This window comes from Stenotrophomonas sp. 278 (assembly GCF_003935715.1).
Taxonomy (GTDB): domain Bacteria; phylum Pseudomonadota; class Gammaproteobacteria; order Xanthomonadales; family Xanthomonadaceae; genus Stenotrophomonas; species Stenotrophomonas maltophilia_AH.
The window spans coordinates 1-16,515 of the sequence record NZ_RHPP01000009.1 but is presented as its reverse complement, the minus strand read 5'-3'; the positions used below and the strand labels follow the sequence as shown (position 1 = coordinate 16,515).

16 protein-coding genes are annotated in these 16,515 nt (G+C 64.1%); 6 read left to right on the top strand and 10 right to left on the bottom strand.

The genetic code is table 11. The features are described 5' to 3' along the window. The first annotated feature begins 33 nt into the window (after positions 1–33). Positions 34–2,367, top strand: a complete 2,334-nt coding sequence (locus EGJ34_RS03025; protein ID WP_125358982.1) for a hypothetical protein — start codon at positions 34–36, stop codon at positions 2,365–2,367. Between the two features lie 1,016 nt (positions 2,368–3,383). Here EGJ34_RS03025 and EGJ34_RS03020 read toward each other — a convergent pair. The 10 genes from EGJ34_RS03020 to ccmA all read right to left on the bottom strand — a co-directional run bounded on the left by EGJ34_RS03020 (position 3,384) and on the right by ccmA (position 11,902). Then, positions 3,384–4,496: a homoserine O-acetyltransferase gene (locus tag EGJ34_RS03020; RefSeq protein WP_125358980.1), complete on the bottom strand. Its 1,113-nt coding sequence runs from the start codon at positions 4,494–4,496 to the stop codon at positions 3,384–3,386. 342 nt (positions 4,497–4,838) lie between these two features. Beyond that, complete coding sequence (locus tag EGJ34_RS03010; protein WP_125359030.1) at positions 4,839–5,825, bottom strand: tetratricopeptide repeat protein; 987 nt, start codon at positions 5,823–5,825, stop codon at positions 4,839–4,841. Continuing rightward, positions 5,819–6,250, bottom strand: coding sequence for a cytochrome c-type biogenesis protein (locus EGJ34_RS03005; RefSeq protein ID WP_185750047.1), 432 nt, complete (start codon positions 6,248–6,250; stop codon positions 5,819–5,821). The genes EGJ34_RS03010 and EGJ34_RS03005 overlap by 7 nt, the downstream gene beginning before the upstream one ends. Before the next feature lie 172 nt (positions 6,251–6,422). Then, the gene (locus EGJ34_RS03000) at positions 6,423–7,022 is read right to left on the bottom strand and encodes a DsbE family thiol:disulfide interchange protein (protein ID WP_125358978.1); all 600 of its coding nucleotides are present in this window, start codon (positions 7,020–7,022) and stop codon (positions 6,423–6,425) included. Next, positions 7,015–8,946, bottom strand: coding sequence for a heme lyase CcmF/NrfE family subunit (locus EGJ34_RS02995; RefSeq protein ID WP_125358976.1), 1,932 nt, complete (start codon positions 8,944–8,946; stop codon positions 7,015–7,017). The genes EGJ34_RS03000 and EGJ34_RS02995 overlap by 8 nt, the downstream gene beginning before the upstream one ends. After that, entirely contained in the window at positions 8,947–9,408 is a 462-nt protein-coding gene (ccmE, locus tag EGJ34_RS02990) for a cytochrome c maturation protein CcmE (RefSeq protein WP_125358974.1), read from the bottom strand. Next, entirely contained in the window at positions 9,405–9,590 is a 186-nt protein-coding gene (locus tag EGJ34_RS02985; protein WP_125358972.1) for a heme exporter protein CcmD, read from the bottom strand. The genes ccmE and EGJ34_RS02985 overlap by 4 nt, the downstream gene beginning before the upstream one ends. Next, positions 9,587–10,354 (bottom strand): heme ABC transporter permease CcmC, encoded by a 768-nt coding sequence (ccmC, locus tag EGJ34_RS02980; protein WP_125358970.1) that lies wholly within the window; start codon positions 10,352–10,354, stop codon positions 9,587–9,589. Before ccmC ends, EGJ34_RS02985 begins: the two co-directional genes overlap by 4 nt. Before the next feature lie 97 nt (positions 10,355–10,451). Further along, positions 10,452–11,147: a heme exporter protein CcmB gene (ccmB, locus tag EGJ34_RS02975; RefSeq protein ID WP_125358968.1), complete on the bottom strand. Its 696-nt coding sequence runs from the start codon at positions 11,145–11,147 to the stop codon at positions 10,452–10,454. Beyond that, on the bottom strand, positions 11,144–11,902 hold the full coding sequence (ccmA, locus tag EGJ34_RS02970; RefSeq protein WP_260476885.1) for a heme ABC exporter ATP-binding protein CcmA: 759 nt from the start codon (positions 11,900–11,902) through the stop codon (positions 11,144–11,146). Before ccmA ends, ccmB begins: the two co-directional genes overlap by 4 nt. 109 nt (positions 11,903–12,011) lie before the next feature. Here ccmA and EGJ34_RS02965 point away from each other — a divergent pair, with 109 nt between their 5' ends. From EGJ34_RS02965 to EGJ34_RS22495, 5 genes are all read left to right on the top strand, one after another. Continuing rightward, positions 12,012–13,160: a pyridoxal phosphate-dependent aminotransferase gene (locus EGJ34_RS02965; protein WP_125358966.1), complete on the top strand. Its 1,149-nt coding sequence runs from the start codon at positions 12,012–12,014 to the stop codon at positions 13,158–13,160. Continuing rightward, entirely contained in the window at positions 13,160–13,972 is an 813-nt protein-coding gene (locus EGJ34_RS02960; RefSeq protein ID WP_125358964.1) for an amidohydrolase, read from the top strand. Before EGJ34_RS02965 ends, EGJ34_RS02960 begins: the two co-directional genes overlap by 1 nt. Positions 13,973–14,081: 109 nt before the next feature. Beyond that, positions 14,082–14,903 carry an RHS repeat-associated core domain-containing protein gene (locus EGJ34_RS02955; RefSeq protein ID WP_125358962.1) on the top strand — a complete coding sequence of 274 codons (822 nt, stop codon included), beginning with the start codon at positions 14,082–14,084 and terminating at the stop codon, positions 14,901–14,903. A gap of 66 nt (positions 14,904–14,969) precedes the next feature. After that, positions 14,970–15,404, top strand: coding sequence for a hypothetical protein (locus tag EGJ34_RS02950; protein ID WP_125358960.1), 435 nt, complete (start codon positions 14,970–14,972; stop codon positions 15,402–15,404). 73 nt (positions 15,405–15,477) lie between these two features. Continuing rightward, complete coding sequence (locus EGJ34_RS22495) at positions 15,478–16,395, top strand: RHS repeat-associated core domain-containing protein (RefSeq protein ID WP_221740373.1); 918 nt, start codon at positions 15,478–15,480, stop codon at positions 16,393–16,395. The last annotated feature ends 120 nt before the right edge of the window (positions 16,396–16,515 follow it).

Here is a 16,515-nt window from a genome sequence, read left to right as displayed (position 1 = left end):
TGGCGATTGACTTGGTAAACAGGAGCTACCCACATGAAAGGTGACATTTCTAACCGCTCACGGCCTTCAGAGGTTGAACTACTGGAGTGGATGAAGCAGAAGTCTCGCGCACTAGGCTGGGACGCATGGCTCGCCTATGACGGCGAAACGGCAAATGATTCGCTGCACCGGGACTACATTGAAAGATGGGAGGTCCATCCGCTGGCGCGGCCTGTGACTGGATCAGTTGCATTGGTTCAGAACAGAATATGGGAGTACTTTTATGACGTGCGCTTTGGTACGCAAAGAGTCAGATTTTCGGGGGTCGACCTTGGCAGTGTTCATCTCCCGATGTCGATCAGGGCGAACATGGGGGCACAACTGACCGTAGATCTGCCAGACGGATCCTTAAGGCGGGTGGTCAGCCTGTCCAGGTACACGCCGCTCCAGGCACCTCGCTTGGATTTCCTTGCTCGGCTGGACGACGAGTCCGGGCTTGCGGAGGATGCGAGACAGGTTCACATCGATCTCTCAACTGGAAAGGACTATCTTTTCAGTATTGGCAATACTTGGGTTGTTCAGGACACTGTGGGTGCCTTTTTCAAGGCACGTTTTGACGCGATGAATGCCGAGTCGCGCTACAGCATTCTGAATAACTTCGGCTCCTTGGACGGCGGGTATCTGGTGCCAGGTCGGTTCTGCGCTCGGCCCATCGCCGCATTGGATGCGTCAGAATCAGGGGACGGAGCGATCGTGGTCTTGATCGCAGCGAAGGATAACGAAGCCGGCCAGATTCCTGATGGCGATGCCGGGTGGATATTTCCGGTGCCAGAAGGCCTCAACGCGTCTTTGCTGGTGTCCCGGAGCGCCGTCATGCAGAGACTTGTGGCTGACGCGATTGGCTCTGTCTCCTCAGCGCCTGAGTTCGCTTATGGTGAGCCGGGTGGAGAGCCCACCCTGGAAGTGACTGAGGGCGTGCTTGATCCAATATCCGTCGAGGCGGTTGTCAGCCCATTTGAAACGACAGCCTACCAGGTGGGGCTACCTCTGGTGGGCATGCCCGGAGATCGAGATAGGCTTCGGATTTCGTTAGTCGATGGTGCTCTAAGACTGAACTGGAAAACCTCGTCATCCAGTCTGAATCAGGTGCCAACCTTCGCAACCACCGGACCGTCCGGCATTTCCGGCATGGATACGGCGCTGCTTGCGAAGAGACAATGGACGTATAGAGCAAACTCGGATGGCTCGGTTCAGCTGGATTCGTCCGAACCTGGTAGCCAAACTTGGATCCAGCCTCTTTATCGGCATGGCGCATTGCTGAGCTCAGTTCACTATGAGAATTTCAAGAGGCTGAGTGAAGGCGTTGCGGAGGAGCTTGAGTTGCGTGCTGACGCTGTGATCGGTTCGATTGCAGATCATATCGGGAAGGAGGGGATTGATCGATTTCGTTCGGACGGCCTACTTTTTCCTGGAGGATGGAATGTGCGTGCGACAAGTGCACACTTCCCTTGGGACACAGCCTTGTTTGGAACGACGGCACCACAATCTTCCTCATTTTCGATCGATCCTTCGTCCGTCCGTTTGATGGCCGGCGGCACTCAGAAATTTTCGGTTTCATCCGGGGCTGGTGCCGTACAGTGGACTACTGAAGCACTGGATGAGCCCGGCGGGGAAGGAGGCTCTGTATCGTCGGATGGAAGCTACAGCGCTCCAGCCGCCGAGTCGTTCAGCGGCGATGTCAGACTGGTCAGGATCACCGCAAGAAGCGGAGACAAGCAGGCCTCTGCTGTGGTTTCTGTCTTGACGAGGGCATTGGACATCAATCCCTTGGTCTTCGTTTCTTCTACGACAGACGGAAGAACCAGGTTGTCTGCAGGAAGCTTGGATGCTGGTGAACTGAACTGGACGATCAGCAGTGAGACCGGAGCCACACTTGAGGAAGTTGTTCCGCAGGAGGGAGTGATCTTTGACGCTGGCGACCGAAACTACGTTCCGGGAGGGGGTAGTAGCGGTAGAGCATTCAGCGTGGACGAGATCACAGTAGGCAATCCACGTACAGGCGATTCGCAAGCGGCGTTTGTCATGGTGGCGGAGTCACCTCTTCTTGGCGTGATCAAGGTCGACGACGAGACCTCTGTTCCGCCTGATCAGGTTCAACTGGTGTTCGACGCCGGGAAGGGCCCTATCGCTGGAGCGAGCTGGGCCTTGCATGTCGGCGGCGGATCCATCGACGACAACGGCCTGTACACCCTTGATCCATCGTCGGCAGTGCCGTTTGCGCTGGTCACCGCAATGTACTCGGACCCGGCCGCCGATCTCTTCAATTTTATGATTCTGCCACTGCCCCTGGTGAGCCTTAACGATCTTCGGCACGCACTGGCATCATGATCGAGCTCGCGTTAAACACGCTCTCGCGATATTTCGTCAGGTCGGCGCGCACATCTTGCTGAATGCGACACCGCGAGTTGGCGGGAAAGGGCGGCGATTGAATAGCTGTGCGGTGTGGTTGAATTGGCAGAATGTGTAACAAGGGTCACGTTTTTCCCTTAAGAACGGGCTGATATCGTCAGTTGTGGCGTGGCGTCGTCCCGTCTCGATGGGGTGTCTGCGAGAAGGTCATTTCCTCTATCCTCTCAACCTGTCGCATCCTGTGACTACGGAGCTTGAGAATTCCGTCAGCTGTTGTTGAACGTGTCATGTCGGGAGGGTGGTGGAATAGAACACCCTCGGGAAATACACCATGCCCGGCTAACAGCTGACGGATCTCAACCTCCCGACTCCCTCGCCATCCCGGCGAGGAAGAACACCACAGGAGATCCTTGATGCATGACGATGACGTTGGCACACCACCGAAAGACGCCGGTACTCCTCTACGTTGCCGCTGTCGGCAGATGCCTTTCGAGGTACGTGTCGTGGAGAGACAGCGCCGCAGCGAGGTTGACTGTCCGGTTTGCCCGCCGCCACCGGAGGTGGCGCTGTTTGGGTGGTGGCTTCGAGGCTTGAACATTCACCACAGCGCGCTGTTGACGCTGCGGCACACCGATGAAGGATTGGTGCTTAGTTTGCCTGGGATGCGTAAGCCGCGGCGGCGGCGGCGCTCGCGCGGTGGGGCGCGATGATGGCGGAGGGTGGATTACGGGTGCGTTCCGTGGGGTTCTTGGATTCCACGGAACGTTTTGAGCACATGAGGTCTTTAAGAGCGGGTAGGGTCGATCGACAGACGACCGCCGATAGCGGTGATCGGCGCGGTGATGCATGACCTTTGGCGGAGTTGCGCGCGATTTGGGGGGTTCGTGCGTTGTTTCGGTTTAGGTCATGCGTTAAAGAGCGTTGCACTGTTATCGGCGGTCGTCTGGCGACCGACCCTACCAGTTACCGGTCGTCATCATGTGTGTGTGCAAAGGTCACAGCGCTTCGAGGAAAGCTCTTACGGCTGGGCCGAAGCGTTCGAAGTCGACCAGGAAGGCGTCGTGGCCCTGCGGTGATTCGAGTCCGATGAACTGTGCGTCGGCACCGCCGGCGCGCAGTCCGTCGGCGATCTGCTGCTGTTGCTGCACCGGGAACAGAATGTCGGTGTTGGCTCCGATGGCCAGCGCTTTGGCGACCTTGATCTGCGCCAGGCCTGCCATGACATCGCCGTCACCGTACTCGGCCAGGTCGAACCAGTCCATCGAGCGGCTCAGATACAGATAGCAGTTCGGATCGAAGAAACGCACGAAACGGCGTGCGTGTCCTTCCAGATAGCTTTCTACCTGGAACTCCAGCCCGAAGGGGTCATCGTCGGTCTGGTCCGAATCCAGCCGCACGCGGCCGAAGCGTCCATCCCATTCCAGTGCGGAGCGGTAGGTGATGACGCCCAGCTTGCGCGCCATACGCATGCCCGATTCCGGGTAGTCGGTTTCGGTGTAGCGCCCGCCGTTCCATTTCGGATCCAGCCGGATTGCTTCACGTTGCAACGAGCGGATGGCGATGGAGAACGGCAACGCCTGCGCGCTGCCGGAAATGTTGATGTGGCTACGCGCAATGCCCGGGTGCAGGCGCAGCAGCGCCAGTGCGGTCATGCCACCCATGGAATTGCCGATCAGGCAGGCCAGTTCGGTGACGCCCAGAGCGCGGACCACTTCGACCGCCGCACATGCACCGTCTTCAATGGAGAGTTCCGGGAAGCTCAGGCGGTAGGGCTCACCCGTGGCCGGATTCACGGTGGCTGGGCCGGTGGAGCCTTTGCAGCTGCCCAGCGAGTTCACGCAGATCACGAACCAGCGGCCGGTGTCGATGGGTTTGCCAGGGCCGACCATCGCCTCCCACCAGCCTGGGGCCGGGTTATCGGCATTGGCGGCGGCATGGGCGTCGGGGGAAAGGCCAGTGACGATCAGCACCGCATTGCTGGCGCTTTCGTTGAGGGTGCCCCAGGTCTCATAGGCTACGTGGCCGCCGTGCAGTTCACCGCCGCGCTTGAAAGCGAAGGGCGAGGGCAGGGGGTGGTAGCGGGTGCCGGGGGGGATGAATTCGGTCATACGGCCAGTTTAACCGGCCGGCGTGCAGGGATCGCATTGGTGGATGGAACACCGTAAAGGCACGCCCTGCGTTGCCCTTCGCTCTACTCTTCCGAGAGCCGTTCTACGCGCTCCAGCGCGCTTTTGAGCTTTGCATTGGGCTGGAAGGGAGCGTCCAAGGTCTGCAGGAACCGCCGGGATTCCTCGGCAGACATGAGTGTCTGGTCAAACGGGGGGCAGGTGCTGTTCAGGAATCGAAGTACGTTCAAGGCGGGTCCCATATGGCGGCAGATCGAGTTTCGGGAAATGGTAGTCCCCTGCCGCGCGATGGGAAGAGTCGTTTCCGTCAGTATCTGAAGCAAATCAGAGACGCAGCTCCACGGTGCCGCTGTGGGGAAGCTTCACCCGCACCGGTGCGGAATCCACATCGCCTTCCTGCCGGTTGGCCTGCCCGCTGGCGGACACGCGCGCAAAAACCTCCACCTCGTCCAGCGCCGACAGCTTCACCGTCGGCATCGGGCTGTCGCCATCATCCAGCGTCACGGTGAGTGGCAGATCCGCCAACGCGTGCTTCTCCACCGCCACCGGCATCGGCGGGCCGCCGGGCTGGCGGGCGATGATGAACACCGTGGCATTGGCCGGGAGGGCACCAACCTTGGTACCCGGAGCCAGTGCCACCGATACCCGCAGCGCGTGCGCACCAGACTCCGCAGCCGGCCCATCGCCGTCAGCCTGCCGCGCAATCGCAATCTGCTCGCGCAAGGCCGCCGCCGCCCCGGGTTCCAGCTTCGGCAGCAGCGTTTCCCACACCTGCGCGGCTTCGGCGTTCTGTCCCCGCTGGCGCAGCGCGACGCCAATCAACCACGCCGCGCGCTCGCTGTTGGGGTCCAACTCTTGCGCGTGCAGCAGCCACTGCAGCGATGTATCGTCGAACTGCCGGGTGGGGCTCGTCTGCGCGCGCGCCTGTGCGGCCTCAACCAGCACGGGTACCTCGTCGGGAGCCAAAGCCACCGCGCGCTCGAACGCCGCGTTGGCTTCCTGCAACTGCCCCAGCGCCAACTGCGAACGTCCCAGCAACGCCCAGCCGTCGGCACGTTGTGGTTCGCGTTCCAGCGCCTGCTGCAGCTCGCGCACGCCCTGCTGCAGGTCGTTGGCCGCTGCGGTTTCGGTGCGCGGGGTGGCCGCTTCAGGCGTGCCGACCAGCAGGTACAGCGCGCACCCGGCCACGCCGAGTGCCACGGTCAGCCCGATGAAGCCCTTGCGCCCGCTGCGACGAAGTGGCCACAGCACCATCACGGCCATCACGGCGGCGGCCAAGGCGGCAAAAGCAGGCAGCCACAGGTTCACCAGCGTTCCTCGCTTTGGTCCATCGGTTGGATGCTGCGGCCGCGTCTGCGTACGACCCAGAATACAGTGCCCGCGCCGATGAGCAGAATGCCCAGCGGCCCGAACCACAGCAGGCTGTTGCGCGCGTCCATGGCCGGGCGGTACAGCACGAATTCGCCGTAACGTTCGACCAGGAACTGTTTGATCTGCGCGTCGGTGTTGCCCTGCTGCATGAGGGTGAGCACTTCGCGGCGCAGGTCGTGGGCAATCTGTGCGTTGGAGTCGGCCAGGGATTGGTTCTGGCACTGCACGCAGCGCAGTTCGGCGGCCAGTGCGTGGAAGCGGGCTTCTTCGGCGGGGCTGCGGTATTGCAGGGGAGTGGGGTCGCTGATGGCCTGTGCGGATGCCGGCAGGGGCATCATCAGGGTGAGGAGCAGCGCGAGCGAGATTGCACCGCACGACCAACGGTCGTGCGCTACCACCGTTCGGCCCCATCCCGGTGGCGCAATCGCAACGCACCATGCCGGTAGCGCACGACCGTTGGTCGTGCGGCGCACCAGCGCAACGCACCACGCCGGTAGCGCACGACCGTTGGTCGTGCGACGCGCACCCGCGCGGGCTTTATTCGGCCGGCGGTGGCGTAGCAACAGGTTGCGCATGGGCACGGTCCAGTTTGTCCAGCTCGGGCAGCAGCTGGTCGTCGATCACGCGCTGGGTGAGCGCGCCACTGTACTTCCAACGCACCACACCGCTGGCATCCACCAGGAAGGTTTCCGGCGCAGCGGTCACGCCCCAGTCAATCGCGGTGCGGCCTTCCATGTCGGCCAGTACCAGCACGAACGGATTGCCCAGCGTTTCCAGCCAGCGCAGCGCATCGGCCGGCTCGTCCTTCCAGTTGTAGCCGATCACGCGCACGCGCTTGGTTTCGGCGAACCTTGTCAGCACCGGGTGTTCTTCACGGCAGGCGGCGCACCAGCTGCCCCACACGTTCAGCACATAGGGCGCGCCACGCAGTTCCTCACTGCGCACCATGGTCTGCGGGTCATGCAGGATCGGCAGCGCGAAGGCCGGGGCCGGCTTGTTGATCAGTGCCGAAGGCAGGATGTCGCGGTCCGGCGCACCGGACTTCATCACCCCGTAGATCATCAGCCCGAGCAGCCCGAAGAAGAACAGCACGCCGATGACGATGGCAACGGGTGGAATGGGGCGGGGCTCAGACATTCGGTAATTCCTTGATACGGCGGAAGCGGCGGTCAGCGGCGGTGACGAACCCGCCCAGCGCCATCAGCAGCGCACCCAGCCAGATCCAGCGGACAAACGGCTTGATATGCACGCGCAGCGCCCAGGCATTGTTGCCCAGCGGCTCGCCCAATGCCACGTATACGTCGCCACTTACCCGCGCATGGATGCCGGCCTCGGTCATCACCTGGCCGCCGCTGGCGTAGGCGCGCTTTTCCGGGTGCAGCAGGGCGATTTCACGCTCGCTGGCGAACACCCGTACGTGACCACGGTCGGCCACGTAGTTTGGCCCCTGCTGGTGGTCCACGCCTTCAAACTGGAAGGCGTAGCGGCCGATCTCGATCTGCTGGCCCGGTGCAAGGGCGATCTCGCGCTGCACGTTCAGCGCCTCCACCAGCAGTGCGCCGACCAGGAATACGGCCACGCCGAAGTGCGCCAGCAGCATGCCAACCATTTCCGCGTTGAAGCGGCCATTGCCGCGCAGGCGTGACCACACAAATCGGGCGGTGCCGAAGGTCACCCACGCGGCGGCGGCAATGCCAGCGGCGGCTTTCAACTTGTCCTGCGGGGCCATGAACCAGGCGATGGCACCCAGCACCAGTGCAAACACGGCCCACGGGGCCAGCAGCGCCAGCCGGCGCGACGCCTGGTCGCGCTGCCAGTTCACCAGTGGGCCGAACGGCAGCAGCAGCACCAGCGGTGCCATCAGCAGCAGGAACAGGGTGCCGAAGTACGGCGGGCCCACCGACACCTTGCCCAGTCCCAGCGCATCGGCCAGCAGCGGGTACAGCGTGCCCAGCAGCACCATCGCACAGGCGGTGGCCAGCAGCAGGTTGTTGGCCAGCAGCAGGGTTTCGCGCGAGGTGGCCATGAAGCCCTTGCGCGGGTCGTCCGCGTTCAGGCCGCCGGCGCGCAACGCGTACAGCAGCAGCGCCGCACCGACCACGAGCGCCAGGAACACCAGAATGAATGCACCGCGCGCCGGATCCGCCGCAAACGAGTGCACGCTGGTCAGCACGCCCGAGCGCACCAGGAATGCCCCCAGCAGCGAAAGCGCGAAGGCGGCAATGGCCAGCAGCAGGGTCCAGCTGGCGAAGCTGCCGCGCTTTTCGGTCACGGCCTGCGAATGGATCAGCGCGGCTCCCGCCAGCCAGGGCATGAAACTGGCGTTCTCGACCGGGTCCCAGAACCACCAGCCGCCCCAACCCAGCTCGTAATACGCCCACCAGCTGCCCAGCGCGATGCCCAAGGTGAGAAAGCCCCAGGCGATGTTGGTCCACGGGCGGGTCCAGCGCAGCCAGCGTGCGTCCACACGGCCGTCCAGCAGCGCGGCAATGGCGAACGCGAACGGCACCGCAAAGCCCACATAACCGATGTACAGCATCGGCGGGTGGATGATCAGCCCCGGATCCTGCAGCAGCGGGTTGAGGTCGCGGCCCTCCAGCGGCGCGGGCAGCAGGCGGGTGAACGGGTTCGAGGTGAAGAACAGGAAGGCGATGAAGCCCACGCTGATGATGCCCATCACCCCCAGCACGCGGGCACGCACGGTGTCGGGCAGCTGCTTTGAGCCGAGCGCCACCGCACCGCCCCACAGCGCCAGCACCAGCACCCACAGCAGCAGCGAACCTTCGTGTGCGCCCCATACGGCGGAATAGCGATAGGCCAGCGGCAGCAACGTGTTGGAGTTTTCGGCCACATAACGCACCGAGAAATCCTGCTGTACCAACGCGGCGGTGAGCACGGCGAATGCGCCGGCGATCAGCACCAGCTGCGCGCAGGCAGCGGGACGGGCGATGGCCATCCACTCCGCACGTTGGCGTTGCGCGCCCAACAGCGGCAGCACCGCCTGCAGCAGCGCGGCCAGCAGGGCACAGCCCAGCAGAATCTGCCCCAGCTCAGGCAGCACTCAGCGAGCCTCCACGGCCGGCACCGGCACGTCGTGCTTGGTGTGCGCCGCGCCCATCTTGTCGGCCACTTCCTTGGGCACGTAATTCTCGTCGTGCTTGGCCAGCACTTCATCGGCGATGAAGCGGCCATTTTCCAGCCGTCCGCTGGCAACCACGGCGGTGCCTTCGGCAAACATGTCGGGCAGGATGCGCGAGGTGCTCACCGGCAGGGTGGCGTCGCCGTCGGTGACCACGAAGTGCGCTTCCAGCGAACCGTCAGCCCGCTGGAACGAGCCCTTCACCACCATGCCGCCAAGGCGGAAACGGTCCTGGTTGCCGGCGTCGCCGCGCAGCACTTCCGCCGGCGTATAGAGGTAGGCGATGTTCCGCTGCAGGGCGAAGGCGACCAGGGTGGTTGCGAGGCCGCCGGCCAACAGTACGATCAGCACCCACATCAGGCGACGGCGCTGTACCGGCGTCATCGGCTCAGCTCCGTGCTGAGTGGGGCGGCGGCAGGCGTCTTGTCACGCGCGCGCAGGCGTTCCTGGCGGCGCAGGGCCTGGCGCCTCGCGCTGCGCAGACGCAGCCAGGAACCGAGCGCGTCGGCGGCCAGCACCAGAATGAAGATCGAGAACGCGGCAATCAGGAAAGGTACGTGGGTCACGGCGCGGACTCCCCGGTGGGGGTGCCGCCAAACCGTTCCGCCACCCAGGCCTTGCCGGCCTCGCGCGAAAGATTGTCGGCGCGGGCCTTGGCCAGCAGCGAACCGGCAAACCACAGTTTCGTGGCCACCACCATCCACCACAGCGGGCCAATCAACTGGTCGCGCACGGCGTTGTCGCCGAACACATTGATCGACTGGCGCTGATGCAGCCCGCCCCACCAGTCCACCGAATAGCGGATCACCGGCAGCAGGCTGACGCCGACGATGGCCAGCAGGCCGGCCGCGCGCGCTGCGCTGCGGCGGTCTTCAATGGCGTGGTAAAGACCAATGACGCCCAGGTACAGGAACAGCAGCACCAGTTCGCTGGTCATGCGCGGGTCCCAGTCCCACCAGGTGCCCCAGGTGCCCTTGCCCCAGATGCTGCCGGTGAGCAGGGTGATCAGGGTGAAGCCCGCGCCCATCGGCGCGCAGGCCATGGCCAGGATCTCGCAGATCTTGATCCGCCAGATCAGTGCGATGGCGGCGTAGAACGCCATCAGCGCGAACACGAACAGGCTCATCCAAGCGCTGGGCACATGGATGTAGATGATGCGGAAGGCGTCCAGCTGTTTGGCTTCGGCCGGCACCACAAACAGCCCTTGGTACAGCCCGATCAGCAGCACCGGCACCGCCGCCACATAGAACAGGCGCGACCAGCGCGCAGCGAAGCGGTCGAAGGTGGGCGGTGAACCGAATTGGTGGAACCAGCGGGTCAGGGAGTTCATGCAGCGGAAGCTATCTCAACGATGGGCAAAACAACGGCTGATCGTAGGGACGCGCCATGCGCGTCTGCGGTGAACGGGGCAACAGATGCAACAACCATCAACTCAACGATATCCGTATCGCCGCGGCGGTGGCCAACGGAGCCAGCACCAGCGCGACCACCAGCCCGGCCCCCAGCAGCAGCAATGCACCTACGGGGTCCTGCCCACGCGCGGCCGCCGCCACACTGCCCGCACCAAACACCAGCACCGGCACATACAGCGGCAGCGCCAGCAACGCCACGAGAATACCAGAGCGGCGGATGCTGACCGTCAGCGCGGCGACCACGCCGCCAATCAGGCTCAGCAGCGGCGTGCCCAGCAGTAACGATGCCAGCAACAACGGCAGCTGGTCATGCGGCAGATGCAGCATTTCCGCCAGCAGCGGGCTGACCACGATCAAGGGCAGGGCAGTGGTGGCCCAGTGCACCAGCACCCGCACCAGCACCAGCCAGGCCAGCGGCACCGGGGCCAGCAGCCATTGTTCCAGCGAGCCGTCCTCGGCGTCGCTGCGGAACAGCGAATCCAGCGCCAGCTGCCCGGCCAGCAGCACCGCCAGCCACAGCACGGCGGCGGCCACCCGACTCATGGTGTCCGGGTCGCGGCCCAGCGCCAGCGCGAACAGCACCACCACCAGCAGCGCGAACAGCACCGGCTGCAGTGCATCGCCGCGTCGCCGCCAGAGCAGCCGCAGGTCGCGGACCATCAAGGCGCGGGCGGTCTGCCACAGGCCCGGTTCGGTACCGGGGGCGATCATGCAGCACCGCCGTTGGCGTCGGACGACGAACGGGACTGCGGCTGCCGGGCATGGCCCGGCACTACGGATGCCGAAGCATCCGGACGTAGAGCCGGGCTCTGCCCGGCTGCCGTTGGCGCAATATCCGACAATTCGATAACCCGCGTCCGCACCGGCGGTGCCGCATACGCCCCATGGGTCGTCACCAACGCCGCCCCACCAGCCCGAAGATGCGCCGAAATCATCCGGTTCACCAGGTTGATCCCATCCAGGTCCAGATTCGCGTACGGCTCATCCAGCAGCCACAGCGGTGCCGGCGACAGCCAGATGCGGGCCAGCGCCAGCCGTCGCTTCTGCCCGGCCGAGAGCTGCCGCACCAAGGTGTCCTCATAACCGGCCAGGCCCACGATGGCCAGGGCATTGCCCGGCATCTGGCGGGCCCGGCGGCCATGCAGGCCGCACAGGAAATTCAGGTTCTCAAGCGTATCCAGGTCGCCCTTGAGGGCAGGGAGATGGCTCAGGTAGGACACGAACTGGGCACGTTCACGACGCCCCGCCGGCTTGCCGTCAATCTGGATCTGCCCGGACGAGGGGCGCAGCAGCCCGGCCAGCACCCGCAGCAGGGTGGTCTTGCCCGCCCCGTTGCCACCCTGCACCAGCAGGGCTTCGCCGGCATCCACCTGCAGGTCGAGCGGCCCGAACACCGGTTCATCGTTGCGGTTGAAGGTCAATCCGTGCGCAGCCAGCAGCGGCGGGGTGTTCGGGGTGTTGTGCATGGGGGGAGTGTAGCGGGATCGTTTCCCGTTGGATGTGCGTAGATGGCCGCGTGGACCGGATTCCGATCCCTTACACTTCAATGTCTCCTGCCCCACGCTCCGGATGTACATGAACCCGCAGACCAAGCTGCCCAAGGTGGGCACCACCATCTTCACCGTGATGTCCCAGCTCGCCGCCGAGCACGGGGCCGTCAACCTGGGGCAGGGGTTCCCGGATTTCTCCGCGCCGCAGCGGCTCATCGACGAGACCGTCAAAGCCATGAATGGCGGCCTGAACCAGTACCCGCCGATGACCGGCGTGGCCCCGCTGCGCCAGGCCATCGCCCAGAAGTCGCTGGATCTGTACGGCGCGCAGGTGAATCCCGACACCGAGATCACCGTCACCAGCGGGGCCACCGAGGCCATCTTCAACGCCATCCACGCCGTGGTCCGCCCCGGCGAGGAAGTGATCGTGCTGGACCCGGCGTATGACTGCTACGAACCAGCGATCGACCTGGCCGGTGCCCGCGCCGTGCATGTGCCGCTGGACCCGCAGACCTTCGCTGTCGATTGGGACCGCGTGCGCGCCGCGATCACCCCACGCACCCGTCTGCTGATGGTCAACACTCCGCACAACCCGTCCGGCGCGATGCTGACCGAAGCCGACATGCAGGCCCTGTGCGACGTGCTGCGCGGCACCAACATCTATCTCATTTCCGATGAAGTGTACGAACACATCATCTACGACGGTCGCCGCCACGAATCCGCACTGCGCTACCCCGAGCTGCGCGAACGCACCTTTGTCATTTCCAGCTTCGGCAAGACCTACCACTGCACCGGCTGGAAGATCGGTTACGCCGTGGCTCCGCCGGCACTGAGCGCCGAGTTCCGCAAGGTGCACCAATACAACACCTTCACCAGCTTCGGCCCGGCCCAGTTCGGCTTCGCCTCGATGATCCGCGACGAGCCCGAACATCATCTGGAACTGGGCGCGTTCTACCAGGCCAAGCGCGACCGCTTCCGTGAGCAGCTGCTGGGCACGCGCCTGAAGCCGCTGCCCGTGCCCGGCGGTTACTTCCAGTTGGTGGACTATTCGGCGATCAGCGACCTGCCGGACCACGAATTCGTGAAGTGGCTCACCATTGAAAAGGGTGTGGCCGCCATTCCGCTGTCGCCGTTCTATGAAACCGCGCCGGAAGGCCAGCGCCTGATCCGCCTGTGCTTTGCCAAGAATGACGCCACCCTGGACGCCGCCATCGAGCGGTTGAAGGTGCTCTGATGAACGCCCCCGCACGCCCCGACCTGCGCATCAGCCTGGTGCAGGGCAACACCCGCTGGCACGACCCGCAAGGCAACCGCGAGCACTACGGCGCGTTGCTGGCTCCGCTGGCCGGTAACACCGACCTGGTGATCCTGCCGGAAACTTTCACCAGCGGGTTTTCCAACGACGCCATCTTCCGTGCCGAAGGCATGGAAGGCCCGACTGTGGCGTGGATGCGCGAGCAGGCCGCCAAGCTGGGTGCAGCGGTGACCGGCAGCGTGCAGCTTCGGGTGGGCGAGGGTGTGTACAACCGCTTGCTGTGGGCCACGCCGGACGGCGACCTGCAGCACTACGACAAGCGCCATCTGTTCCGCTACGGCGATGAGCACCTGCGCTATGCGGCCGGCAATGAGCGGCTGACGGTGGAATGGAAAGGCTGGCGGATCAATCCGCTGGTCTGCTACGACCTGCGCTTCCCGGTGTTCTGCCGCAACCGCTACGACGTGGAGCGCGCGGAAGAACTGGATTTCGACCTGCAGATATTCGTCGCCAACTGGCCTTCGGCACGCGCTTATCCATGGCGTACGTTGCTGCGCGCACGGGCGATTGAAAACCTGTGCTACGTGGCGGCAGTGAACCGCGTGGGCGTGGACGGCAATCAGCTTCACTATGCGGGCGACAGCGCGGTGATCGACTTCCTGGGCCAGCCGCAGGTCGAGGTGCGCGAGATCGAGCAGGTGGTCACCACCACGATCTCTGCCGCCGCCCTGGCAGCACATCGGGCGCGCTTCCCGGCGATGTTGGATGCGGACGCGTTCAGTCTGAAGTGAGCCTCGCCTAGGCCTGACCTCATCACACGCGGCCAACAGTGCCCCGGTGACACTTTGCCTGCCTGCGGGGGACACGCGAGGCGAGCACAGTTGCCGCAAAGGTGATGACATGCTGTCGCTGACCCCAGCGCGATCCATCGCGCATTCCCGTATCGGTTTCAACGGACAGCTGCATGAGCCGGCCACTGCCTGGCAGGTGCTGGGTAATGGGCATCGGGCCTACAACCCGGTGCTCATGCGCTTCCACAGCCCCGATCACCAGAGTCCTTTCGGCAAGGGTGGCGTTCACGCCTATGCATACTGTGAGGGTGATCCACAGAACAGAATGGATCCCAACGGACAGCATTGGATCGCTTGGCTGGGCATCGGGGGCCTGCTGGCTACAGGCACCGGAATGGCAGTAGGCGCGGGCGTGGTCGACGACGGAGCGGTCAAAGGCGTTCTCGGAACGGTGGCGGCGCTATCCGTGATCGCCGCAGGGGCGGTGTTCGCCGGGCACACCCGTATCGGTAACCGGATGCTGGACAGGCTCATTTCCGCTTCAGCGTCCCGCCGGTCGTCCTCGTTGCCAGGCGCAGTGAACATGACGCCCAGGCCTTCGGTGAGCCCCTCATCTCCCTCGCTGATATCGATACCGCCACCGGCAGGTACGCCGCGAATGGCACCGATGGGGCAGAAGACACGAATCGCTGCTCCATCAAGCGTCCGGTCAGGCAGCGTGAGCTCGATTGATCCGGTTTCCCTGCCGCAGGTGCCTGAAACGAGAAGGGCAATGATGCTGGATGACCTCAACAGCAACTGGGTGTATACCGGTGCCGATGCCCGTTTCGTACAGCGCCTGCATCGTGGCGAATCCTTCAGCTCGGTGTCGACCACCGCTTCCGAGCATGCAAGACAGGCAAAAAAGATCAGGCGGAATGGCGCTTGGTAATCTTGCGGAGCCGTTCACCACAGTCTGCTAGATTCGCTTCCATTCTGTCTGCAGGAGATTGCCTCCATGAAAAAGTTCTCCCTCGCGCTGGTTGCCCTGGCTGGACTTGCCGCATTGCCCTCTGCCCATGCCGCCGGCAACATTGACTGCGAGCTGCATTACAACCTGTCCGGCTGGTCGGTGTTCTACAAAACCGCCTCGGGCACCGGCACGATTACCTGCGACAACGGCGCGCGCATCCCGGTCAAGATCACGGTCAAAGGCGGTGGCCTGACCGTGGGCAAGTCGAAGATCACCGATGGCAAGGGGCGCTTCAGCGGGGCGTATTCGGTCAATGACCTGATCGGGTCGTACGCTTCGGTGGAAGCACACGCAGGTGCCGACAAATCCAGCAGCGCGCAGGTGGTGACCAAGGGCGATGTGTCGCTGGCTTTGGCTGGTACCGGCAAGGGCTGGGACCTGGGCGTGGCGGGCAGCAAGTTCACGATCGAACGTCGCTGACCTGCTCCGAAGGCGCATCACTCTCCGCTAACCTGGCTGCGACGATCCTTTGCCTGCGGGGTAGGGGATCACCATGACAACGTCGATGCGGGTGGGCTTCAACGGCACCCTTCACGAAAACGGCTCCCACTGGCAGTTGCTGGGCAATGGCCAGCGGGCCTTCAACCCCTTGTTGATGCGCTTTCACAGCCCGGACCGGCTGAGCCCGTTCGGTCGCGGTGGCATCAACGCCTATGCGTACTGCGCGGGCGACCCGGTCAATCTTGCCGACCCCAGTGGTCAATCCTGGATACCCGCAATGGTGATGGCGCTGGGGGCCATAGGTGGACTCGGCACAGCGGGCGTCATGGCGGCAGCCAACCCTTCCTCCGGAGAAGGCGGCGATGGCGGGGTGAACCCCTGGATCGTCGCCGGGGTGATTGCGGCGGTGGGCCTGCTGGCGGGGGCGGGCATGGTGGGCCGTCAGCGGTTGATGAGACTGAAGGATTCCAGCGCCAGCAAGTCCTGGGCGAACAAGGCGGGGGGAACTTCCGCGGGCGCACCGCCGGCGACGCCGCAGGTGAGCGCAGTCAGCGCGTCAGCGCGGCCGTCCGTTCAACCAGCCCGCTCCCCCAGCCCTGTTCGTCCCGACAGTCTGTTCCGCAAGGACGATAGAGGAATGAGGTTGGTCGACATGCAGAGCCTTCCCTCTCCGGTCAGGAAACGCATCGTGGAGATCCGGGACTTCGGGCCGCACTCACCGAACCCTGACAAGACCCTGGTGGGGAACGGCAAATTCCTTGATCAGCCCATTGTCGGGGCTCGCCCCGACCCCTCCGGGCTCTATTACCGGAGGTTTACCGTTCTTCATGGCAGGGATCACACCTTTGGTGCCTGGCGTATCGTTTCGGGGAGCAGCCCCAAGGGCGGGGTGGGCGTCCTCATGGTGACGCCAGACCACGATGGCAACTTTGTAAAGGTGATCAACTGGAGCACCTGGAAAGAGCCTTGAGCGTCTGTGCGGGATAAAAGAAAACGGCCCCGCAGGGCCGTTTTCATTGAAGCTGATCAGCCGCCGCGCGGGCCGCCACGGTGACCGCCGCCACCCGGGCCGCGGTTGCCGCCACCGGGG